This is a genomic window from Polynucleobacter sp. MWH-Aus1W21, assembly GCF_018687275.1.
Classification (GTDB): Bacteria; Pseudomonadota; Gammaproteobacteria; order Burkholderiales; family Burkholderiaceae; genus Polynucleobacter.
This window is the reverse complement of sequence record NZ_CP061287.1, coordinates 1,241,085-1,261,955: the sequence shown is the minus strand read 5'-3', so window position 1 is coordinate 1,261,955 and position 20,871 is coordinate 1,241,085. Positions and strand designations below refer to the sequence as shown.

General features: G+C 45.2%; 20 protein-coding genes. 11 read left to right on the top strand and 9 right to left on the bottom strand.

Annotated elements, in window-relative coordinates; translation table 11 throughout:
- Positions 1-17: 17 nt before the first annotated feature.
- The gene (locus ICW03_RS06465; protein WP_215346662.1) at positions 18-1,016 is read left to right on the top strand and encodes an LLM class flavin-dependent oxidoreductase; all 999 of its coding nucleotides are present in this window, start codon (positions 18-20) and stop codon (positions 1,014-1,016) included.
- Here the strand turns inward: ICW03_RS06465 and ICW03_RS06460 are convergent.
- Positions 1,011-1,427 (bottom strand): putative toxin-antitoxin system toxin component, PIN family, encoded by a 417-nt coding sequence (locus ICW03_RS06460; protein ID WP_215346661.1) that lies wholly within the window; start codon positions 1,425-1,427, stop codon positions 1,011-1,013. The genes ICW03_RS06465 and ICW03_RS06460 overlap by 6 nt on opposite strands.
- A 9-nt stretch (positions 1,428-1,436) precedes the next feature.
- The gene (locus ICW03_RS06455) at positions 1,437-1,982 is read right to left on the bottom strand and encodes a YaeQ family protein (RefSeq protein ID WP_215346660.1); all 546 of its coding nucleotides are present in this window, start codon (positions 1,980-1,982) and stop codon (positions 1,437-1,439) included.
- A 121-nt stretch (positions 1,983-2,103) separates the two neighbouring features.
- On the opposite strand from ICW03_RS06455, the gene ICW03_RS06450 reads away from it, so the two are divergent.
- The 3 genes from ICW03_RS06450 to ICW03_RS06440 all read left to right on the top strand — a co-directional run bounded on the left by ICW03_RS06450 (position 2,104) and on the right by ICW03_RS06440 (position 5,951).
- Complete coding sequence (locus tag ICW03_RS06450; RefSeq protein ID WP_215346659.1) at positions 2,104-3,717, top strand: NAD(P)/FAD-dependent oxidoreductase; 1,614 nt, start codon at positions 2,104-2,106, stop codon at positions 3,715-3,717.
- A gap of 17 nt (positions 3,718-3,734) precedes the next feature.
- On the top strand, positions 3,735-5,150 hold the full coding sequence (gene hemN / locus ICW03_RS06445) for an oxygen-independent coproporphyrinogen III oxidase (protein ID WP_215346658.1): 1,416 nt from the start codon (positions 3,735-3,737) through the stop codon (positions 5,148-5,150).
- Between the two features lie 168 nt (positions 5,151-5,318).
- On the top strand, positions 5,319-5,951 hold the full coding sequence (locus tag ICW03_RS06440; RefSeq protein WP_215346657.1) for an OmpW family protein: 633 nt from the start codon (positions 5,319-5,321) through the stop codon (positions 5,949-5,951).
- A 62-nt stretch (positions 5,952-6,013) separates the two neighbouring features.
- On the opposite strand, the gene ICW03_RS06435 is transcribed toward ICW03_RS06440, so the two are convergent.
- Entirely contained in the window at positions 6,014-6,610 is a 597-nt protein-coding gene (locus tag ICW03_RS06435) for an ATP-binding protein (protein WP_215346656.1), read from the bottom strand.
- A 67-nt stretch (positions 6,611-6,677) separates the two neighbouring features.
- On the opposite strand from ICW03_RS06435, the gene ICW03_RS06430 reads away from it, so the two are divergent.
- A complete protein-coding gene (locus tag ICW03_RS06430) occupies positions 6,678-8,606 on the top strand; it encodes an ATP-binding cassette domain-containing protein (protein ID WP_215346655.1) in 1,929 nt (642 codons plus the stop codon).
- Positions 8,607-8,627: 21 nt separating this feature from the next.
- Here ICW03_RS06430 and ICW03_RS06425 read toward each other — a convergent pair whose 3' ends face one another.
- The 4 genes from ICW03_RS06425 to ICW03_RS06410 form a co-directional block, all read right to left on the bottom strand.
- The gene (locus tag ICW03_RS06425; protein WP_215346654.1) at positions 8,628-8,930 is read right to left on the bottom strand and encodes a chaperone modulator CbpM; all 303 of its coding nucleotides are present in this window, start codon (positions 8,928-8,930) and stop codon (positions 8,628-8,630) included.
- A 5-nt stretch (positions 8,931-8,935) separates the two neighbouring features.
- The gene (locus tag ICW03_RS06420) at positions 8,936-9,916 is read right to left on the bottom strand and encodes a DnaJ C-terminal domain-containing protein (RefSeq protein ID WP_215346653.1); all 981 of its coding nucleotides are present in this window, start codon (positions 9,914-9,916) and stop codon (positions 8,936-8,938) included.
- A 130-nt stretch (positions 9,917-10,046) separates the two neighbouring features.
- Positions 10,047-11,594 carry a UxaA family hydrolase gene (locus tag ICW03_RS06415; protein ID WP_215346652.1) on the bottom strand — a complete coding sequence of 516 codons (1,548 nt, stop codon included), beginning with the start codon at positions 11,592-11,594 and terminating at the stop codon, positions 10,047-10,049.
- A 27-nt stretch (positions 11,595-11,621) separates the two neighbouring features.
- Positions 11,622-12,584, bottom strand: coding sequence for a tripartite tricarboxylate transporter substrate binding protein (locus ICW03_RS06410; protein ID WP_215346651.1), 963 nt, complete (start codon positions 12,582-12,584; stop codon positions 11,622-11,624).
- Positions 12,585-12,644: 60 nt separating this feature from the next.
- On the opposite strand from ICW03_RS06410, the gene ICW03_RS06405 reads away from it, so the two are divergent.
- Positions 12,645-13,784, top strand: a complete 1,140-nt coding sequence (locus ICW03_RS06405) for a mandelate racemase/muconate lactonizing enzyme family protein (protein ID WP_215346650.1) — start codon at positions 12,645-12,647, stop codon at positions 13,782-13,784.
- Here the strand turns inward: ICW03_RS06405 and ICW03_RS06400 are convergent.
- Positions 13,771-14,706 (bottom strand): 3-hydroxyacyl-CoA dehydrogenase family protein, encoded by a 936-nt coding sequence (locus tag ICW03_RS06400; RefSeq protein WP_215346649.1) that lies wholly within the window; start codon positions 14,704-14,706, stop codon positions 13,771-13,773. The two genes, ICW03_RS06405 and ICW03_RS06400, sit on opposite strands and share 14 nt — an antisense overlap.
- Positions 14,707-14,847: 141 nt before the next feature.
- Here ICW03_RS06400 and ICW03_RS06395 point away from each other — a divergent pair, with 141 nt between their 5' ends.
- The 4 genes from ICW03_RS06395 to ICW03_RS06380 are packed head-to-tail and all read left to right on the top strand — an operon-like array spanning position 14,848 to position 18,572.
- Positions 14,848-15,780, top strand: coding sequence for an SMP-30/gluconolactonase/LRE family protein (locus ICW03_RS06395; protein ID WP_251374368.1), 933 nt, complete (start codon positions 14,848-14,850; stop codon positions 15,778-15,780).
- A gap of 1 nt (position 15,781) precedes the next feature.
- Complete coding sequence (locus ICW03_RS06390) at positions 15,782-16,516, top strand: GntR family transcriptional regulator (protein WP_215346648.1); 735 nt, start codon at positions 15,782-15,784, stop codon at positions 16,514-16,516.
- Between the two features lie 15 nt (positions 16,517-16,531).
- Positions 16,532-17,581 (top strand): Ldh family oxidoreductase, encoded by a 1,050-nt coding sequence (locus ICW03_RS06385; RefSeq protein ID WP_215346647.1) that lies wholly within the window; start codon positions 16,532-16,534, stop codon positions 17,579-17,581.
- Positions 17,582-17,600: 19 nt separating this feature from the next.
- Positions 17,601-18,572 carry a tripartite tricarboxylate transporter substrate binding protein gene (locus ICW03_RS06380; protein WP_215346646.1) on the top strand — a complete coding sequence of 324 codons (972 nt, stop codon included), beginning with the start codon at positions 17,601-17,603 and terminating at the stop codon, positions 18,570-18,572.
- A 49-nt stretch (positions 18,573-18,621) separates the two neighbouring features.
- On the opposite strand, the gene ICW03_RS06375 is transcribed toward ICW03_RS06380, so the two are convergent.
- Positions 18,622-19,326, bottom strand: a complete 705-nt coding sequence (locus ICW03_RS06375) for a pirin family protein (RefSeq protein ID WP_215346645.1) — start codon at positions 19,324-19,326, stop codon at positions 18,622-18,624.
- A gap of 86 nt (positions 19,327-19,412) precedes the next feature.
- On the opposite strand from ICW03_RS06375, the gene ICW03_RS06370 reads away from it, so the two are divergent.
- A complete protein-coding gene (locus tag ICW03_RS06370; RefSeq protein WP_215346644.1) occupies positions 19,413-20,828 on the top strand; it encodes a TAXI family TRAP transporter solute-binding subunit in 1,416 nt (471 codons plus the stop codon).
- Positions 20,829-20,871 lie beyond the last annotated feature (43 nt).

Here is a 20,871-nt window from a genome sequence, read left to right as displayed (position 1 = left end):
CTCGGTATGATCTAGCGATGGCAAATTCCATCCCATACTCCATTCTAGATATATCTCCGATTCCGCAGGGCTTTGCTGCTGCTGATGCGCTTCGAAACTCGCTGGATGTGGCGCAACATGCTGAAAACTGGGGCTATACCCGCTACTGGGTTGCCGAACATCACAACATGACCGGTAATGCGAGTTCAGCAACTGCGGTTCTGGTTGGCTATATCGCTGGTGGCACCAAACACATTCGTGTGGGCTCTGGAGGGGTGATGCTGCCTAATCATGCCCCACTAGTGATTGCTGAGCAATTTGGCACGCTAGAGTCTTTGTATCCAGGAAGGATTGAACTTGGCTTGGGCAGGGCGCCTGGAACCGATCAAATGACTGCCAGGGCATTACGACGGGATTTATTAGGCAGTGATGATCGCTTTCCGCAAGATGTGAGAGAGCTTCAACATTACTTTGGTCCACTGCAGGAAGGTCAATCCGTTAAAGCAATTCCCGGCATGAATACCAACGTACCCATTTGGATTTTGGGATCCAGTCTTTACGGTGCCCAATTAGCTGCGCACTTCGGTTTGCCGTATGCCTTTGCTTCTCACTTTGCCCCTGAGCAGCTACTGGAGGCAATGAAGATTTATCGTGAACTCTTTAAGCCATCTGCGCAACAGGCAAAACCTTATAGCGCCTTCGTAATGAATGTAGTAGCTGCCGATACTGATGAAGATGCGCAACACCTATTTACTACTTTGCAACAGAATGTCGTGAGGATGCGTAGGAATACCAGAGGTCAGTTGCCACCCCCAATTGTAGATATGAATGAATTTTGTGAGCCTCATGAGAGAGCTGCTGCAGACCAAGCCTTACAAGTCTCGGTTGTGGGGTCGCTAGAAACGGTGAAGAAGGGTATGCATCATTGGTTAGAAGCTACCGGTGCAGATGAAATCATTTGTACGGGGCAAATATTTGATCATCAGGCTCGTCTCAAGTCATTTGAGATAGCCGCTCAGGCCGCGCAAAGTCTATAGGTCGATTGCCGTGTAGTCTGCGGTAATCAGGATCTGCTCTACAACCGCTTTATTTGCAAATCGAAGCACTTCATTGTCTTTGCTAATGAGGGTGCAGGGCTTTGCAGTAAAGGCAAGATCTAAAAAGACCTGATCATCAGAATCTTGGCATATCCAATGCGACTTAAGTAGGTCTTTATCATCAATCACCCTTGCTAAATCCCGCCATTGAAGAAAGATCTGCTCTTGCTGCGCTTGGTCCAATGAAAATAATGGGCGCGCAATGACATCTGCAAATTCTTCTAAGGTCGCTGGGGTTGCCAGAGCATCTATCTTACCTTCGAGGAGAGCTTGCTTCAAGTGCAGCGCCCTAAAGTCATTAAAGACAAATAGATCTAATAAGACATTGGTATCAAAAACCACTACTGTCATTTTTGATGCCTATTGATTGTTGCGCCAAATCTCTGGAGTAATCGTCACTTGACCCTGGTCAGATGAAACGTATGCTTCGCCATCTTGAATATTGACATGGATGACCATACTGCGCTCAACCAATTTATTTAAATCTTCAGCTTGTTCAGCTGGAATGGAAAACACTTGCAAATTGCGAGCGCGGGTCAATTTATTAGCAATACCATCCCACCAGATTTTGCTCGTTTGACCACCATAGCAATAGACAACGACTTGATCTGCTCGACCACAGGCTTTCAGAATACGACGCTCATCGGGTTGACCAATTTCAATCCATAGCTTAATGGCGTCAGTAAGGTCCTTGATCCAAAGATCGGGCTCGTCGGCATCGCTCAGGCCTTTTGTGAAGACCAAGTCTTCGTGCGCCTGCAACGCAAAAGCGATGATCCGGATCATCATGCGCTGCTCAGTTTCTGAGGGGTGCTTAGCGATGGTTAATGAATGACTGCCGTAGTAATGACGGTCAGAATCTGCGACATGAAGGTCGGCTTTGTGGATAGTTGCGCGTAGAGCCATAACGCATTATCGCCTTTATGTGCGATCTCCTAGCCTGAGCGAGCTCATAACCAGTATTATTTGACTTATGGCTTCTTCGGGGGCTAAAAAGGCCTTAAATCACTGTGTATCGTAAAACTCCATGATCCGTATTACTGAATTGCGTTTACCCATCGACCATGCTCCAGAAGCTGTGGAGCAGGCAATTCTGAAACGCTTGGATTTGAGCGCTAAAGAATTAATGGGCTTTGACGTTTTTAAGCGAAGTTACGATGCCCGCAAAAACGTTGCCTTATCTTTTATCTATACCGTAGATTTATCTGTAAAGAATGAAGATGCTCTGCTGAAAAAATTTGCAGGCGACATTCATATTAGGCCATCCCCAGATACGAGCTATCACTTTGTAGCCAAAGCGCCTGAATCCATTGATTCAGGAAAAGTGCTGCGCCCAGTAGTAATCGGTTTTGGACCTTGCGGAATTTTTGCTGCTTTAGTGCTGGCACAAATGGGCTTTAAGCCCATTGTTTTAGAGCGCGGCAAAAAAGTGCGCGAACGCACCCAAGATACTTGGGGCTTATGGCGAAAAAATACACTCAATCCAGAGTCCAATGTTCAATTTGGCGAGGGCGGAGCCGGTACCTTCTCAGATGGTAAGTTATATAGCCAGATTAAAGATCCTAAGTTTTATGGGCGTAAAGTCATTCATGAGTTTGTGAAAGCCGGAGCCCCAGAAGAGATTACTTATGTAGCCAAGCCTCACATCGGCACCTTTCGCCTGGTTGGCGTAGTGGAAAAGATGCGCCAGGAAATTATTGAACTAGGCGGTGAGATACGGTTTACCCAAAAAGTGATTGGCTTTGATATTCAGAACGAGCAAATTACCGGGGTCAAAATAGAAGGGCAGCCAGACTTAGCTGCGAGCCATGTGATTTTGGCTTTAGGACATAGTGCGCGCGATACTTTTGAAGCATTGCATCATGCCGGTGTCTATATGGAAGCCAAGCCATTCTCGGTAGGCTTTCGAATTGAGCATCCGCAGTCAATGATTGATCGGGCGCGTCTCGGTCCTCATGCAGGCAATGAACTCATTGGTGCCGCAGATTACAAATTGGTTCATCACGCCAAAAATGGTCGCTCGGTCTATAGCTTTTGTATGTGCCCTGGTGGAACAGTGGTTGCCGCAACCTCAGAGCCTAATCGTGTTGTCACCAATGGCATGAGTCAATACTCGCGCAATGAACGCAATGCAAACGCTGGCATCGTAGTGGGTATCACTCCAGAGGATTACCCTGGTGGTCCATTGGCAGGTATTGAGTTTCAGAGGGCGATCGAGTCCAAGGCGTTTGAGTTGGGTGGTGGCACTTATGAAGCACCAGGACAGTTAATAGGAGATTTTTTAGAGGGCAAGGCCTCTACTGAGTTCGGTAGTGTTTTGCCATCCTATAAGCCAGGTGTTCATCTAACGGATCTTGCTGATAGCTTGCCTGCCTATGCCATTGAGGCCATTCGAGAGGCCATCCCTGCGTTTGAGAAACAAATTAAAGGTTTCTCCATGAAGGATGCTGTATTGACAGGAGTCGAGACGCGCACTTCCTCCCCTTTGCGAATTACACGCGGCACTAACTATCAAAGTCTCAATATCAAAGGGCTTTACCCGGCAGGCGAGGGCGCAGGTTATGCGGGTGGAATCTTGTCTGCAGGTGTCGATGGGATTAAAGTAGCAGAAGCAGTGGCGCTAGACTATTTGTCAAAGTAACTCCATATAAGTCCTCCATGAACTCTGTAGCAAATCCATCTTCAACCCAAGAGAAAGAAGTTTTATTTCATCCTGAGTTGTTGAAAAAGTTTGATATCAATGGGCCTCGCTATACGTCTTATCCTAGTGCCGATCGTTTTCATAATGAGTTCTCCGAAGCTGATTATTTAGGGGCGCTAGAGCGGGTGGCGAAAGTGGATGAACCTCTTTCTCTCTATTTTCATTTGCCGTTCTGCCCCAATATTTGTTACTACTGTGGCTGCAACAAAATCATCACCAAGGATCATGGGCGTAGCGCCAAATATATTAAGTATCTGGCGAAAGAGATGGCGATGGTGACTAAAGCCATGGGCGCCCAGAAAAAGATTCCAATCACTCAATTACATTGGGGTGGCGGCACGCCAACCTTTCTGTCTCATGAAGAGATGATTGAGCTCATGCATCACACTCACGAGCATTTTGAGTTATTGCCTGGCGGTGAATATTCTATTGAGATTGACCCAAGGCGCGTTACCGAAAAAGATATCGCACTCCTTGCTGATTTGGGCTTTAACCGCATTAGTTTAGGAGTGCAGGATTTCAACTTAGCAGTGCAAGAGGCCGTGCATCGGATTCAAACAATTGAAGAAACTCAAGCGGTCATGGATTGGTCCAGAAAATATGGATTTAAATCGCGCAGTGTTGATTTAATCTACGGACTTCCCAAGCAAACGCCAGCGACCTTTAAAGAAACTGTAGATGCAGTCTTGGCAATGAATCCTGATCGCCTATCGGTCTATAACTACGCACATCTGCCGCATATCTTCAAACCGCAGCGCCGGATTGCTGAAGCGGATTTGCCGCCCGCTGCAGATAAGTTAGATATTCTTTCTAATACGATTGAGCGACTAGGCGAAGCTGGCTATGTCTTTATTGGCATGGATCATTTTGCTAAACCCGATGATGAATTAGCAATCGCTCAAAAAGAGGGTAAGCTCCACCGTAATTTCCAGGGTTACTCTACACAGGCAGAGTGCGATCTTTTGGCCTTTGGTATCTCTTCTATTGGCAAGGTGGATGATTGCTATTCCCAAAATGTACGAACCCTTGATGAGTATTACGAGGCGCTCGATCATGGACATTTACCAGTGCTACGCGGCTTAAGGCTCGATCAAGATGACTTACTACGGCGTGAGTTAATTGGCGAACTCATGTGTCAATTCGCGTTGGATACAAAATCCTTTGCAAAATCACACCAGATTGATTTCCAGACTTACTTCAAAACGGAGATTGAAGAGTTAAAACATCTAGGCGAGGCCGGCCTTCTGGATTGGGAGGGCGAAACGATATTGGTTCCCACAAAGGGGCGTCTACTAGCTAGACGGGTCGCCATGACTTTTGATCGACACCTCAGGGAATCACAAGCAAAAGGAACTTACTCTAAGGTTCTATAGGGTAATTCTCTAGCCATTTGATCTAGATCAAATAAGCTTTATAAGTGTGTTGCTTTTTAGCAATCAAAAAATTCTCAAGCACTTTGCCTTTGATTTACATCAAATTCTCACATTGGTATCAACTCGAAAATAGTTTCATCGAAATTGATAACAAAAAGGGAAACCATCATGCGTATTAAGTCACTCGTAGCAGCAATGGCTGCAGTAGCATCTTTAGCTCCAATCGCGGCTCAAGCTCAAGCGGAAGAAAATCCTTGGATGCTGCGTGTCCGTGCAGTTGACTTGTTATTTCAAAACGGTCAGTCAAATACTGTATCCACATTGAATGTAAAAGCACAAAACGAATGGATTCCTGAAGTTGATGTTTCTTACTTCTTTACAAAAAATATTGCTGCAGAGCTAGTATTGACATATCCACAACAAGTTAATATTACGGCTGGCTCAGGTAATTCCAATGTCGGTAAAGTTTCTGCTTTGCCACCTTCATTATTGGTTCAATATCACTTTACTGAGCTAGGTGCATTTAAGCCATATGTAGGCGTCGGCGTGAATTACACCATCTTTGGCAACCGTCAAAATTTCCCAGCACTAGGTAACTCCGTACAAGTTGATCAAAATAGCGTAGGTGTTGTTGGTCAGATCGGTGCAGATTACATGTTTGATAAAAACTGGGGTTTGAACTTGGATGTTAAATATGCAACTATGAGCACCAATGTAACAACAGTGCAGGGCGGAACAAACCTTGGTAAGTTGACATTGAACCCATGGATGCCTGCTGTAGGTGTGACTTATAAGTTCTAAGAATTCAGTTCTTAGGTCTTGCGATAGGGCTCCTTAGGGGGCTCTATTTTTTTATCTACAACTTACTGAACTATGTCATCGATGAGTTTCTCAAAGGAAACTTCATTAAAAATGGAGTTATCGAATCGATGCAATAAGGCGTGTGTAGGTGGCTCTGTCCTGCGCCTGGTGTATTGGTCCCAATGTGCCAGTTTCCACTCATCTCTGGGGTCAGCGCGCTTCTCCATGCGTTTTTTGGCTTCAGACTCGTCTAAATCAATCCAGGCAATCTGAATGGTAGTTTGCGGCGGCACACCAAGTGCTAGCGCATCAAACATTCTGCCGCTCTGAATTTCTCTCGAGAATGGTCCAACTAAAATGACATTCACCCCTAAGAGTAAATTTTCTCTAGCGATATCAATGAGCCCTTGGTATTCCCAATCGCGAAGATTTTCAAGATAGAAGGGACTATCCCGATCATTTGGATTTTGGGTAGTGAGTTGCATGACGTGGGCACTAAAGGCGCCATAGGCAGTATCTTTGTCGAGAAAGAAAAAATCTTCCCCAGTTTTTTCAATGATGAAAGGCAAGGCTTTTTTTGCCAAAGTAGATTTGCCAGTGCCCGCATGACCGGCGAATAGGATGAGGCGGGGCGCAGAAGGGGTTAATTTGCAGGCCATATAGGGCTAGTCTCGCAGAAATTGCTCAAAATATCTCGTCTTTTGGGGAAGTGACGATAATGTCGCCATGGCTTTAATCGTACTTACAGATGCAAAACTGGCTTTTGGCCACGTTGACCTCCTCGCAAACACTGCTTTTTCACTGGAATCCGGTGAACGTGTTGGCTTAATTGGCCGTAACGGCACCGGCAAATCTTCTCTACTGAAGATCCTGGCTGGCATTGAAAAAATGGATGATGGCCTCCTGCAGTATCAGCAGGGCCTGCGCATTGCTTACGTTCCTCAAGAGCCTATTTTTGAGGCTGAGGAAACCGTTTTTGATGCAGTGTCCAAGGGTGTGGCGCAAGCAAAAGCTTTGCGCGAAGAATATGAGGCGCTCAGCGTTGGCGAGTGGGATGACGCTTCCCATCATCGCCTAGATGAAGTGCAATCCCAGCTGGAAGCTCTAAGTGGTTGGAACTGGGAACAGCGCGTTCATGAAACTCTAGATCGCCTCCACCTAGAGGCTGATCTGAAAATCAATACACTTTCTGGTGGCACCAAAAAGCGGGTTGCTCTGGCGCGCGCTTTAGTAGAGATGCCCGACGTACTCTTGTTAGATGAACCAACCAACCATTTGGATTTGGATTCGATTGCTTGGCTAGAAGAGTTGCTGAAGGAATATCAAGGCTCGGTCATTTTGATTACCCATGATCGCGCCTTCTTAGACAACGTCTGTACTCAAATCGTAGAGCTTGATCGTGGAATTCTGCGTAGCTATCCCGGAAACTTCACACAATATGAAGTGCTAAAAGAGCAAGAGCTGAACTCCGAGTCTTTAGCAAATGCACGTGCAGACAAATTATTAGCCCAAGAAGAGGTTTGGATTCGCAAAGGGGTTGAGGCACGTCGCACTCGAAGTGTTGCCCGTATTGCGCGTTTAGAGAAGTTGCGTAGTAGTCGTGCTGAACGTAGAGATGCCATGGGGCAGGTGAAGTTGGCAGTTTCTGCTGGTGACCGAAGCGGCAAGATTGTGGCTGACCTCCAAAATGTCAGCAAGACTTATGATCGACCGATCGTGAAGGATTTCACAGCTACGATATTGCGTGGTGATAAGGTTGGTCTATTAGGACCTAATGGTGCCGGCAAGACAACCCTACTAAAATTGATTTTAGGAACCATTGCACCAGACTCAGGAACTGCAACGATGGGCACTCGTATAGAGGTTGCCTATTTTGATCAAATGCGCGAAGGTCTTGATCTCAATGCTTCATTGGAAGACTACATTAGCCCGGGTAGTGAGTGGATCGAAATCAATGGCAATAAAAAACACGTTAAAAGCTATCTGAGCGATTTCTTATTCGCGCCTGAGAGAACGAATTCACCTGTGAGCACCTTGTCTGGCGGTGAGCGTAATCGTTTGTTGCTTGCTAGGCTTTTTGCAAGACCAGCCAATGTGCTGGTATTAGATGAGCCAACCAATGACTTAGATATTGATACTCTCGATTTGCTTGAGCAGCTCTTGCAAGATTACAAGGGCACCGTTTTCTTGGTCAGTCACGATCGTTACTTCTTAGATAACGTGGTGACGAGCATTATTGCGAATGAAGGCGATGGCTTCTGGCGTGAATACGAAGGCGGCTATGAAGACTGGAAGATTCAGAAGGCCCGTTCAGACAAGATCCGTGCTTCTAACGCCAGCTCTAAATCAGCAGAGAAGACAGAGGTAAAGGCTGAAGTAAAGGTGGAGGCTAAAGTAGAGGCAAAGCCGGCAGCCAAAAGCGGTGTTCAAAAGCTCAATGGTAAAGAACGCCAAGAGTTAGAAGCTTTGCCATTGCAGATCGAAGGACTAGAAACTGAGCAAGCGGATATTGGGATCGCAATGAGCAATCCAGATCTGTACAAGAATGAGCCTGAGTTAGCAGCGAGCATGCAAGCTCGTCTGAGTGAAATTACGGCCGATTTAGATCAAAAGCTACAGCGTTGGGAGCAACTCTTAAGTCGCTCTGAATCTTAAGTTGTCGCGAGTTTAATCGTCTTACTTTAAACGCGCGCGCAGCTGAGCGATTTCATCAAGCAGGTCGAGTGCTAGGGCAACCCCAGGTACATTCAACTCAAGATCGTGCGTGAGATGGGCTGCAGTTTTAGCTCTTCTTAAAGAGTCGCCACTAAAACGCCAATCTTCTGGCGATGATCCTGCAGGGCTTAGTACGCCTTCAGAAACCCAAGTCATGATGAGATCTTCTGGTGTGCGTGATGCGTGCGAGAGTTCAACAATCGTCATATGAACTTCGTTCTCAACAACTTCGCCTTCAATCCAAGTGATATTAGTTTGTGTCATATCTATCATCCCTTCAAGTGAGATCTAGGGTTGAAATCAAAAGCCTTCTCAAAGTTTTGATAGGCTTCTTTTTGAGCATCAGTTTGTGCTGGTGGCAGGGCAATCGTAGGGACAACATATAAATCACCCGGTTCAGCACTAGGAATGCCTTTACCTTTCAGGCGCATCTTGCGACCTGCTACTGTTCCTGCTGGGATTTTTAATTCCAGAGTGCTGCCAGCTGGAGTAGGTACATTGACTGTTGTGCCTAAAGCCGCTTCCCATGGTGCCAAAGGAATGTCAATAAATACATCCTTGCCATCTACGCGATAGATGGGGTTTGGATGAAAGTCGATTTCTAAATAGAGATCACCAGCAGAGCCTTCGCCCATACCAAGACCACCTTGGCCAGAAAGGCGCAGGTTTTGACCGGCTTTAATACCTTTGGGAATGCTGACGTCTAACTTGCGCTCTTGCGTGCTGACATGACCACTCGCATCTTGTGTAGGCATGTGTAAGGCAATGGTGCGTTTGGCGCCGTTATAAGCATCTGCGAGATCAATCAAGATTTTGGCATGGTGATCTTGGCCTTTGAAGTTCATGCCCTGACGACTATTTCCACCACGTCCACCTTGGCGATGTTTGCCTCTACCAAAGAGTGATTCAAAGAATTCACTTTGATCACCCTCAAAGCCGCCGCCATAACCTGGATGACCGCCACCAAAGCCAGCATCAGAATATTCAAAGCCTTCATTCCAATTAGGGGGAGGGGTGAAGTCTTGACCGTTTTTCCAATTCTCGCCAAAACGATCATAGGCTGCACGTTTTTCAGTGTCTTTTAAAACGGCATAAGCTTCACCGATTTGCTTGAACTGCTCTTCAGCGCCAGCCTCTTTGTTGACGTCCGGATGGTATTTGCGTGCCAGCTTGCGATAAGCTGATTTGATTTCTGCTTCGGTAGCACCGCGTGCAACACCGAGTGTTTCATAGTAATCCCTGAATTTCATATGCTCGCTTCAGTCCTTGTGAATCAATAAGTTCAATTCTACAGTTGTCTGAGCTGATTTCAATCCACTTGTAGGCAAAGAAAAAGCGGGAGCAGGGCCCGTTTTTGATCAATGAGCGTTTGAGGTCTACTTAGCTCATAACTCCAATTTGCCACGGTACAAATTCATAATCTCCAAGCCCTAGTAGCTCGCTCTTAGAAGGTTCCCCAGAGGCAGTGCGTAAGAAAAGCTCAAAGATGCGCTGACCCATTTCCTGAACAGAGACTGTGCCATCGAGGATTTCTCCGCAATTGATGTCCATATCTTCAGTCAGGCGTTGATACATTGGGGTATTGGTAGCCAGCTTGATGCATGGCGCTGGTTTTGAGCCAAACATGGAGCCACGTCCTGTTGTAAAAGCGATCAGGTTGGCACCACCAGCAATCTGACCAGTAGCGGAGACAGGATCAAATCCAGGCGTATCCATAAACACAAAGCCTTTAGCAGTTACAGGCTCTGCATAGCGATAGACTTCCATTAGGGGGCCGGTGCCACCTTTCATTGAAGAACCAAGTGATTTTTCAAAGATGTTGGCTAGACCACCAATTTGATTGCCTGGACTAACTTGCCCATTAATTTGTACATCTCGCCCAACCGAGTATTCGTCCTTCCACCAGCGAATTCGTTTAATCAGTTTTTCACCAATTTCTTTGCTAGCAGCTCTGCGGGTGAGGGTGTGCTCTACGCCATAAATTTCTGGTGTCTCCGAGAGAATTCCGGTTCCACCATGGCGAGCCAGGATATCAATCGCCGCACCTAAGGCAGGGTTGGCGGTAATGGAAGAAAAGCCGTCTGAGCCGCCGCACTGCAAGCCCACACACAAGTGACTTGCAGAGACAGTCTGACGTTTTACTTTGTTGGCTTCTGGTAAGAGGGCTTTAACTGCTTCAATACCTGCTTCAATCGTTTTACGCGTACCGCCAGTTTCTTGCATGATGAAAGTATGCAGGGTGGAGTTTTCTTTAAGGCTCTCTTGCTCCATTAATCCTTTCAGTTGATTACGCTCACACCCAAGTCCAATAATGAGCGCTGCCGCAAGATTAGGATGCTGCGCATATCCCGCCATAGTTCTCCGCAGCAGTTGCATCGGTTCACCACTCATTTCCATTCCGCAGCCGATCCCGTGGCTGAAAGCGACAACGCCATCAATATTTGGAAAATCTTTTAAGCGCTCAGGAGTAAACCATTCAGCAATTTTGTTAACTACTGTTGCAGAGCAATTAACGGTTGAAAGAATGCCAATGAAATTACGTGTTCCCACTTTGCCGTTCGATCTGACATAGCCCTGGAATGTCGCGCGCTCTGACTCGGGAAGTAGCTTGGTAGGCTTGTATTCACTTGCATAGGCATAGTCTCGATCAAACTCCCTAAACTCCGTGTTGTGGCTATGAACCATCATGCCTGGCTCAATATCCGTATTGGCAAAACCAACCGTCACGTTATATTTGAGAATCGGCTCGCCTTTGAGTATTTTCTTGGCTGCGATTTTGTAGCCAGCTGGAACTTGACTACGGCTAGTAAAGTTTTCGCTAGGGACAGATTCACCAATGGCAACATCAATGCGAGCCACAACCACATTATCGTTAGGGTGAAGGCGAATAATGGGGCCAGCTAGCTTTTTCTCAGAAGTTTCAATCATTACTATCTTTCAATGTATATATGTAAATTACTCAGCACTGGCGCCTGATTTTTTCACAATCGGACCCCATTTAACAACTTCAGACTTAATGTAGTCTGCTGTTTGGGCTGGGGTGCTTGTGACGACATCAAAGCCCTTGGAGTTTAATTGCGTCTTGATTTCAGGATTATTTAGCACGCTAATTAACTGGGAGTTGAGCTTATCCACAATTGCTTTTGGAGTGCTGGCTGGAGCAACAATGGCATAAACCAATTCAACTTCAAATTTTGGCAAGGTTTCAGCAATCGCAGGAATCTCAGGAGCATTTGAGCCACGCTTTAGACTTGTTACCCCAAGCCCAGTTAACTTTCCAGATTTGACATAGGGCAATGCTGCAGGCGTACCTACAATGGCGGTTTGAATTTGACCACCTAAAACATCTGTCAATGCTGGTGCCGCACCTTTGTATGGCACATGCAAAATGTTTGTACCAGCCTGTGTATTAAAGAGCTCTCCAGCGAGATGTAATGGGGTACCTGCACCAGAAGATCCAAAGCTCACTTTCCCTGGATTGGCTTTTTCATAGGCAATAAGTTCAGGAACAGTCTTTACTGGAACCGAGGGGTTTGCCACCAGCATCAGGGATGATGATGCTACCAAGGATATTGGAGAGAAGTCTTTAACGACGTTGTAGTTTAATTTTTTGTACAAGGTTTCATTGATGGCTTGAGTACCTACCATCATTAGAAACAGTGTGTACCCATCACTTTTTGAATTAGCAACATATTCGGCGGCAAGATTGGCGCCAGCCCCCGGTTTATTTTCAATAATGATGGGCTGACCTAGGCTTTCCCCTAATTTTGGTGTAAATCCACGTGCTAAGACATCTGATGGGCCACCTGCAGCAAATGGAATAATTAACTTGATGGCTTGAGTGGGGTAGCTTTGTGAATTTACTACAGCAGGTAACAGAGCGCCTAAAACTGACAGTGTCAAAATAATTTTTCTCATGTATCGTCTCCTTAATTTTTTAAAATATATAGTGCGTAAAAATTCCTAGTAAATCAAAAAATGAAAATCCAGAACGCTAAAATCTATCCTCTTTCGATTCCTCTGATTGAACCTATCAAAATGTCTCGAGAGATTGTTGCTGATGCGAAAACAGTTTTACTTTGTCTAACTGATGAGCAAGGTAGACAGGGTTGGGGTGAAGCGTCTGTTGCGCCCTTAATGACTGGTGAAACCTTAGACAGCTTAGTTGGCAGTCTTAAATACTTGGTGGAAAAGGCTGTACAAGTAGATTGGGAATCTCCAGATGGTTTCGCAGAAATTTTTAATGCCATTTTGTATTCAAATGCATCTGCAAAATCATGTTTGGAGATGGCGCTCTTAGATTTGTATACACAAGAGGCATCAATACCACTATGGAAATTCTTGGGTGTCAATGAAGGGAAGTCAACATCACCAGCCCCAATCCCTATATTGCGTATGCTGGGTGGATCTTTAGATAAGGAGCTAAGTGATGCAAAAGCGTTACGTGAATTAGGCTTTAAGCACTGGAAAATTAAAATCGGCTCACTCTCTTTAGAAGAGGATCTCCATCGAGTAAATGTGCTGTGCGATTTTCTTGAGGGCGATATTGTTTCTGTAGATGCCAACTGCGCCCTCAAGCTGGCTGATGCGATTCGTTTTTGTGAGTCGACAGAGGCTGCTCGACTCACCTTTGTTGAGCAGTTAATTCCTGCGGACTTGCCGATGAGTGATTTCGTGGAGCTTAAAAGACGATCACCCCTTCCAATCGGTCTTGATGAATCTATCCACGGCATCAAGGAGCTTGAGGAGTTTATTGAGGCAAATGCATTTAATGGAGCAAGCTTAAAACTCATTAAAACGGGTGGGCTTATTCCCGCTCTGGAGTGCGCTAAGCTACTTACAAAGCATAAGTTGGCATTGAATTTGGCATGCAAAGTTGCTGAAACATCATTGTCAGTTGCAGCTACCGCATCTCTCGGCTTTGCTGTTGGCAATGTGGCTTGGGGATTTAGCATGTCAAATCAGTATCTGCAGGTGGATATCTGTGATAACCCGTTGACGGCGATAAATGGACATATAGAGGCGAGCCAGCTCGCAGTTAGCGGAGTTGGAATCACGCCAAATATCAGTCGCGTTAAGGAGGTCATTGCTAAAGGCTACTCCGTTATTCAATGTTGAGAACATCGAAAGCGGCTTTCAATCTTCTGGAGTAAGAGTCAGAAGTCTTTTTGATTTCCTCTGGTGACCACGTTCTGAAGCCTTCACCAGCCTTCATACCTGTCTTCCCTTCGCTCATCAGTTGAACGACTTTTGGGGGGAGGGTAGTGATATTGGATAGGGATGGATAAATTTCTTTTGCAGCATTAGCCATTCCATCCCAGCCTGAAATTTCTTTTTGGGTCATTGGCCCAACGGCAGCGTATCTAAATCCGAAGCTATAGCGTACAGCATCATCAATATCCTCTGGAGTGGCAATTCCTTCTTGGACTAAGGAGAGGGCCTCTCGCATTAAGGCGTGTTGAATGCGATTTGCTAAAAATCCGGGGATATCCTTTTTCACTAGCACCGGCTTTTTATCGATGGCTTTGTAAATTTGACATGCCTTTTCAGCAAAAGCGATGTCTGTTTTTTCGCCCATCACAATTTCTACTAATGGGACCACTTCAGCTGGCATGAAATAGTGCGCACCGATCATGCGGTTAGCCGTCTTTAATCCAAGTGCAATTTTGCTAATGGGAAAGCCAGAGCTATTGCTACCAATGGGGATATGCGCTGGAACAACTTCATCTAGATGCTTGAAGATAGCTTGTTTAAGTGCCAGGTTTTCGGCGATCGTTTCTATGACCCACTCACAGTCATCCCAATTTTTCCAAGCCTCAAGTACTTCAGTGGTTTGAGTGGAAAAAATTTCACTGGATTGTTTTTTTGAATTTTCACCGGAGAGGCCAATTTTTTCGGCAAGTGCTATTGCCTTGCTCAAGCAGGCATCCGATTTCTCTTTGTTTCTTCCAAGAATGACGACAGGGATGCTTTTGGCGATGAAGCCAGCGGCAATGCCTGATGCCATGATGCCGGTTCCAATAACAGCTACATAATTCATATATAAGACCTATACGGATGAGTTATAAATACCAGTAAGAGTAAAAACATAGATAATGTCTTAAGATTATCATTAATTATGGTTTAATGCTTTACCCACTAAATAAACTTGTCCGTATAACTTGAATAAGGATTTCTACAAATGACTATGCATAACCCCTTTCAGCCAGTTGAGAAAATTAAGGCCGAAGTATTTATGTCGATGCCGGCTAAATTTAGAAAGAAGTCACGCACTGGCTGGTCCGATCCAAATCGTCAAAATGCTGAAGTGGAGTGCTTCTTAGAGGGGCCTTCTTTTGACCGTGAGGGCAACCTATGGTTTTTGGATATCCCGTTTGGTCGAGTCTTCAGAATTACACCAAAGGGCGATTGGGATTTAGTAACCCAGTTTGATGGTTGGCCTAATGGATTGAAGTTTCACAAAGATGGTCGGGCATTTATTTGTGATTACAAGTTAGGCTTATTGGCCCTTGATCCAAAGACTGGAAAAGTCGAGACTATTTTGGGGTCAATGTATAGCGAGAGCTTTAAGGGATTGAATGATTTGCATTTTGCTTCCAACGGCGACTTGTACTTTACCGATCAAGGTCAAACTGGCATTGCAGATCCAACCGGTAGAGTATTTAGATTGCGCGAAAACGGTCAATTAGATCGTCTAGCGATTAATGTTCCAAGCCCTAATGGCATTACCTTAAACACACAAGAAAAGCATGTATTCGTAGCTGCTACACGCTCACAGCAAATTTGGCGTTTGCCACTGATGGCTGATGGCTCTATATCTAAGACAGGTGTAGCTGTTCAGTTGACTGGTGGCGTTGCTGGACCTGATGGTATTGAGATGGATTCTGAAAACGGTTTGTTAGTTTGCCATCTAGGTATTGGAATCTGGAGATTTGATAGCAATATGTTGCCAACACATCTCATTTACTCTGAAAACCCACATCATCATCACCTAGCAAATATGTGCTTTGGTGGAGAGGATGGTAAGGACCTCTACATTACTGAATCTCTATCTGGAGATATCTTGAAGGCTCGCTTGCCAGTTGCAGGCAAGAAAATGTTCGGTCTATCTTAAGTTGAAAGAAAGCTTACCCCTTTATAAGACTTTGGCGAATGCGCTGGGTAAGCGCATTCACGATGGCGACTGGGCTGTTGGATCCAATTTGCCTTCCGAGGCTGCGCTTTGTACTACCTTTAACGCTAGTCGGCATACCCTGCGGCATGCTCTACAAATCTTAGAGACCGATGGTTTAGTGTTACGCCGTCAGGGTGCGCCCACTCAAGTGATTTCAAGGCAGAAGGTCAGAAGATTTACCCAAAGCTTTAATTCGCCGATTGATATTTTGAGTTATCCAAGGGATACCTACCGAGAAAACATCATTGAAGAATTTATTGAGCTCGATAAGTCTCTCAGTGAAATGATTGGGGGTGCTGTCGGCTCCTCTTGGTATCACATCGGCGGTCTTCGCAAGCAGCGTGAGTCCCAGCAGGTAATTGCCTGGACTGATATTTATATTCTTCCTCAGTTTGCCTCACTAACATCTGATCCTGAGCATAGCCAGGTAATGGTCTTTGAACAAATCGAGAAAAAGTATGGCACTAGAATTGATCGAGCAGAGGTTGACGTTTATGCCGTTGGCGCTCCAGTGAATGTTGCTAAAAAACTCCAGCTAAAGCCGCATGACCCCTGTTTAGTGATTGTTCGGCGTTACTTCGACGATCAAGACAAGCTCTTTGAAACTACGTTTACCTACCACCCTGAAAATAAATATATCTATAAGATGGAGTTTAAGAGTGACTCAGGAAAATAATCATTTAGATCTGATATGAAATATTTACCAATAGATAAAGCCGAAGAATTCATTGCGACTGCGTTGCAGGCCAATCAAGTGCCTGCTGCCGATGCTAAGCGTGTTGCGCAGTTGATGATCCAGTCGGATATGGTTGGGGCTGATGGTCATGGGATTTTTAGATTGCCTGCGTATATTAAAAGAATTCGGGCTGGCGGTATTAATCTCAACCCCAATATCCGTATCGAGCGGGAGCAGGGTGCAACTGCGCTAATTAACGGTGATAACGCTTTGGGTCACCTGGTGATGAATCGCGCTGTTGAGGTCGCCATTGAGAAAGTGAAGCAACACAGTGTGTGTTGGGTAGGTAGTCACTTTGGCAATCATTCTGGCGCAGCATCTGTTTATGTGAGGAAGTTGGCCGAGCAAGGCTATATCGGAATCTATATGGCGGTTGGTAATGCAAACCACATGGCACCTTGGGGTGGCATTGATTTATTGCTGTCAACTAACCCAATTGCGATTGCAGTTCCAGCAGGCGATCATCCTACGGTGTTGTTGGATATTGCCACTACAGTTGCAGCCTATGGCAAGGTAAAAGTAGCAGCCCAAAAAGGGGAATCGATTCCGGATACGTGGATGATTGATAAAAAAGGTCAGCCGATTACAGACCCGCAAAAATCAAGTGAGGGCTCTTTGCTTCCAATTGGTGGGTATAAGGGTTATGGGCTGGCCGTGATGATTGGCTTACTTGCGGGGACGCTCAATAACGCAGCTGTTGGCAAGGATACGATTGACTTTAATGCTCACCACGATCTGATTACCAATACTGGGCAAACTATTATTGCGGTTGACCCAAACGCCTTTGGGGATCGTGAGCAGTTCGTGCAGCGTGTGATTACCTTGGTAAATGACTTGAAGGCTTCTTCGAAGTTGCCCGGCGTTAATCAAATTCGAGTACCAGGAGATGGGGCTGCCAAAGTAATGGCAGAGCGGAGCAAGCAGGGCATTCCAATTTCACCTGAATTAAAAGAAGCTTTGAATCAGTGCGCTAAGGAGTGTGGAATTTCAGTTTTAGATTTATAAACTCAATGGAGGAGACAGAATGATTAATAAAACCATTAAAAAAATAGTATTAAGTTCTTTGTTAGCACCCTTTGTTTTTGGAACAGCATTTGCTGCATACCCAGATAAGCCAATTAAGATGTTGGTTGGTTATGCGCCTGGTAGTTCAACTGACATTGTTGGTAGGATGGTTGCTAATGAGCTCAGCATTGCCTTAAAGCAGTCGGTCATTGTTGAGAATCGTGGCGGAGCGGCTGGCAGCTTGGCTGCAGATGCTGTGGCTAAAAGTGCACCAGATGGATATACCGTTTTGTTTGCTCAGAATGGCTTAGCTATTAACGTTGCGGCAAATCCAAGACTGCCATTTAATGGCCAAAAGGATTTATTGCCGGTGGTGGGGGTAGCTGCTACACCGCATATATTGATTGTGAACAACAATTCAAAAGCCAAGAATGTTGCTGATTTGATTGCCATGCTTAAAGCGGATCCTGGCAAGATGAGCTTTGGTTCTTCAGGCATTGGTAACTCTGATCATATGGCTGGAGAATTATTTCTAGCAACTACTGGCACTCAAGCAATACATATCCCATATAAAGGTGGATCTCCTGCTGCTACTGATTTGGTAGGTGGGCAAATCGACTTTTATTTTGCCGGCATGCCAGTTGGCCTTCCTTTGTATAAGGGCGATAAGGTAAATGCTTTGGCGGTTACTAGCAAAAACCGTTTTAGTGGTGTACCTGACTTGGTCACTATGCAAGAGGCGGGTGTCAAAGGTTACGAGATGGCACTCTGGCAAGGGATGTTTGTTCCTGCAGGCACTTCACCAGCGATCATCAGCACCTTAAATAATGCGGTTCTCAAAATTCTAGAAACCCCAGAAATGAAGGAGCGATTTGTGAAGGCAGGAGTTCAGATTGCCCCAATGAATACCCAGCAATTTACTGATTTATATATTTCTGATATTGCACGATGGAAAGTAGTCATCGAAAAAGCAAAGATTAAACTGGATTAAATTCAATCCATAAACTGCGGGGGTATTGACGAAAGTCGATACCCCTTTTTTATTGCGGGCTGAGATCAAAAATCAGGACTTCAGCATTGTTGCCGCCCTTGATGACAAGCTCATTCTCGCCTTCAATGAAGAGTGCATCGCCACCCTGCAGGGTAATGTCATTCACAACTAACTCACCTTTGATGAGGTGAATATATCCTTTGCGGCTGGGGTCGAGAGTAAGCGTAGTGGATTCACCCGCGTTAAATAGACCTGCATACATCTTGGCATCCGCATGAATCTTGACTGCGTTGTCGCCACCTTGGGGTGATGCAACTAGACAAAGTTTGCCCTGCTTATTGTTTTCTGGAATCGTTTTTTGCTCATAACTTGGAGCAACTTCCATGACATTGGGCTCTATCCAGATTTGCAAAAAATGAGTCGTTTGATCTTTGGCATGATTGAACTCACTATGAGTCACACCGCTACCAGCACTCATACGTTGAACATCCCCTGGAGGTATGGACTCAATGTTTCCCATGCTGTCTTGATGGGCTAATTCACCTGAGAGAACATAGCTAATAATTTCCATGTTGCGATGGCCGTGTTTACCAAAACCCATTCCGGCTGCAACACGATCCTCATTGATCACGCGCAGGTTCCCCCAGCCCATAAATTGTGGGTCATGGTAGCCAGCGAATGAAAAGGAGTGAAAGCTTTTTAGCCAGCCATGGTCGGCATAGCCACGATCTTGGGATTTTCTGAGATTTATCATGGTTTTAGGGGGTTTAAATGCGAATTGAAAGAATCTGCATAAGGACATTATCATTAGCTTTAATGAATTTTGCAGATTGCTAGCTCATGGGAAGTTTTAAACAAAATTTACAAGATACCTACTTAGGTCTTTCTGAGAGCCTTCAGGAGAAGTGGAGCGACTTCACCCAATTTTTGCAAGAGACTTGGCCCTTACTAATCCTGTTACTCATGGTTTTGATGGGTGTTTGGTGGTATGCAGACCCTCCGCCTCCAAGGCATGTTCTCATGGCTACCGGAACTCCGGGGGGATCCTATGAGGACCTAGGCAAAAAGTACGCTGAATTTTTTGCAAAGAGAGGGATCACGCTAGAGCTAGTCCCCACTTTAGGTGCGCAAGAAAATATTGATCGCTTAGCCAATCGCGACGATCCCATACAAGCTGGCTTTGTTCAGGCAGGTGTAGAACATGCAAATGAGGTTAAGGGCATTCAATCACTGGGCGCGATTGCCTATGACCCTATTTGGTTTTTTTATCGCGGGCCAGAACTTAAGAATGGTGACTTAGAAGCACATTCTGGAAACTTTAAAAACTTTACTTCTAAAACAATTTCAATTGGCATTAAGGGTGGCGGCACTTATGCGCAAGCCTTTAAGATCCTTCAGATTTCAGGATTTGAGCATATTCCACAATTCGTCAATTTATCTGGCGAGGAGGCTGTTAAGGCATTAAAGGCGGGGAAAATTGATGGTGCTTTTATCGTTGACTCCTTCGAAGCCCCCAATATCCAGGAATTACTAACCGATCCTAACTTGCATTTAGTTACCTTTAAACGTGCTGAGGCATATGTCAAGGTGATCCCACATCTTCATATATTGAATGTGCCGCAAGGATCCTTTGATTTAGCTCGCAACTTTCCACCGACTGATATGAAGCTGTTGGCTACAACAACCAATCTTCTGATTGATGATCGCATGCATCCAGCAATTCAATTTTTATTTATGGAGGCCGCCCGAGAAATTAATGGGAAGGAATCCTTCTTCTCGGAACGCGGAGAGTTTCCATCGTTCAAGGATTCAATGTTGCCCGAAAGCCCTGTTGCGGTTCATTATGAGAAAAATAATTACCCTATATTGATGGCTTATTTCCCATTTTGGATTGCTGAACTCATTAACCGTCTTATTTTTGTATTGCTGCCTTTCTGCGTTTTGGGTTACCCGCTTCTACAGTCTCTACCTGGCTACCGCGCTAAGCGGATGCAAAATAAGATCAATCGTTTATATGGCTCATTAAAAGCTTTAGAACAAGAGTTGCTGAATGGGTTTAACGATGAACAGCGAGATGAGTATCTAAAGAGATTAAATCTGCTTGAGTATCAGGCACTCAGAATCAAAATCTCCAAGCGCTTATCAAGTGATTACTACGCTTTACGTACTAGCATAGATTACGTTCGTAATTGCTTGAATAGAGGTGAGCACCCCTATGGGTACGAGGATTTGGATAGCAATATCACACCCATTTAGATTCATAGGTATGTTTTAGATGGCTTAGGTATATGATCTAAAG

Bases quoted from the DNA above. Each gene is read 5' to 3' on its own strand.
- ICW03_RS06465 (WP_215346662.1), top strand. From the start codon at position 18: ATGGCAAATTCCATCCCATACTCCATTCTAGATATATCTCCGATTCCG.
- ICW03_RS06460 (WP_215346661.1), bottom strand. From the start codon at position 1,427: ATGACAGTAGTGGTTTTTGATACCAATGTCTTATTAGATCTATTTGTC.
- ICW03_RS06455 (WP_215346660.1), bottom strand. From the start codon at position 1,982: ATGGCTCTACGCGCAACTATCCACAAAGCCGACCTTCATGTCGCAGAT.
- ICW03_RS06450 (WP_215346659.1), top strand. From the start codon at position 2,104: ATGATCCGTATTACTGAATTGCGTTTACCCATCGACCATGCTCCAGAA.
- hemN (WP_215346658.1), top strand. From the start codon at position 3,735: ATGAACTCTGTAGCAAATCCATCTTCAACCCAAGAGAAAGAAGTTTTA.
- ICW03_RS06440 (WP_215346657.1), top strand. From the start codon at position 5,319: ATGCGTATTAAGTCACTCGTAGCAGCAATGGCTGCAGTAGCATCTTTA.
- ICW03_RS06435 (WP_215346656.1), bottom strand. From the start codon at position 6,610: ATGGCCTGCAAATTAACCCCTTCTGCGCCCCGCCTCATCCTATTCGCC.
- ICW03_RS06430 (WP_215346655.1), top strand. From the start codon at position 6,678: ATGGCTTTAATCGTACTTACAGATGCAAAACTGGCTTTTGGCCACGTT.
- ICW03_RS06425 (WP_215346654.1), bottom strand. From the start codon at position 8,930: ATGACACAAACTAATATCACTTGGATTGAAGGCGAAGTTGTTGAGAAC.
- ICW03_RS06420 (WP_215346653.1), bottom strand. From the start codon at position 9,916: ATGAAATTCAGGGATTACTATGAAACACTCGGTGTTGCACGCGGTGCT.
- ICW03_RS06415 (WP_215346652.1), bottom strand. From the start codon at position 11,594: ATGATTGAAACTTCTGAGAAAAAGCTAGCTGGCCCCATTATTCGCCTT.
- ICW03_RS06410 (WP_215346651.1), bottom strand. From the start codon at position 12,584: ATGAGAAAAATTATTTTGACACTGTCAGTTTTAGGCGCTCTGTTACCT.
- ICW03_RS06405 (WP_215346650.1), top strand. From the start codon at position 12,645: ATGAAAATCCAGAACGCTAAAATCTATCCTCTTTCGATTCCTCTGATT.
- ICW03_RS06400 (WP_215346649.1), bottom strand. From the start codon at position 14,706: ATGAATTATGTAGCTGTTATTGGAACCGGCATCATGGCATCAGGCATT.
- ICW03_RS06395 (WP_251374368.1), top strand. From the start codon at position 14,848: ATGACTATGCATAACCCCTTTCAGCCAGTTGAGAAAATTAAGGCCGAA.
- ICW03_RS06385 (WP_215346647.1), top strand. From the start codon at position 16,532: ATGAAATATTTACCAATAGATAAAGCCGAAGAATTCATTGCGACTGCG.
- ICW03_RS06380 (WP_215346646.1), top strand. From the start codon at position 17,601: ATGATTAATAAAACCATTAAAAAAATAGTATTAAGTTCTTTGTTAGCA.
- ICW03_RS06375 (WP_215346645.1), bottom strand. From the start codon at position 19,326: ATGATAAATCTCAGAAAATCCCAAGATCGTGGCTATGCCGACCATGGC.
- ICW03_RS06370 (WP_215346644.1), top strand. From the start codon at position 19,413: ATGGGAAGTTTTAAACAAAATTTACAAGATACCTACTTAGGTCTTTCT.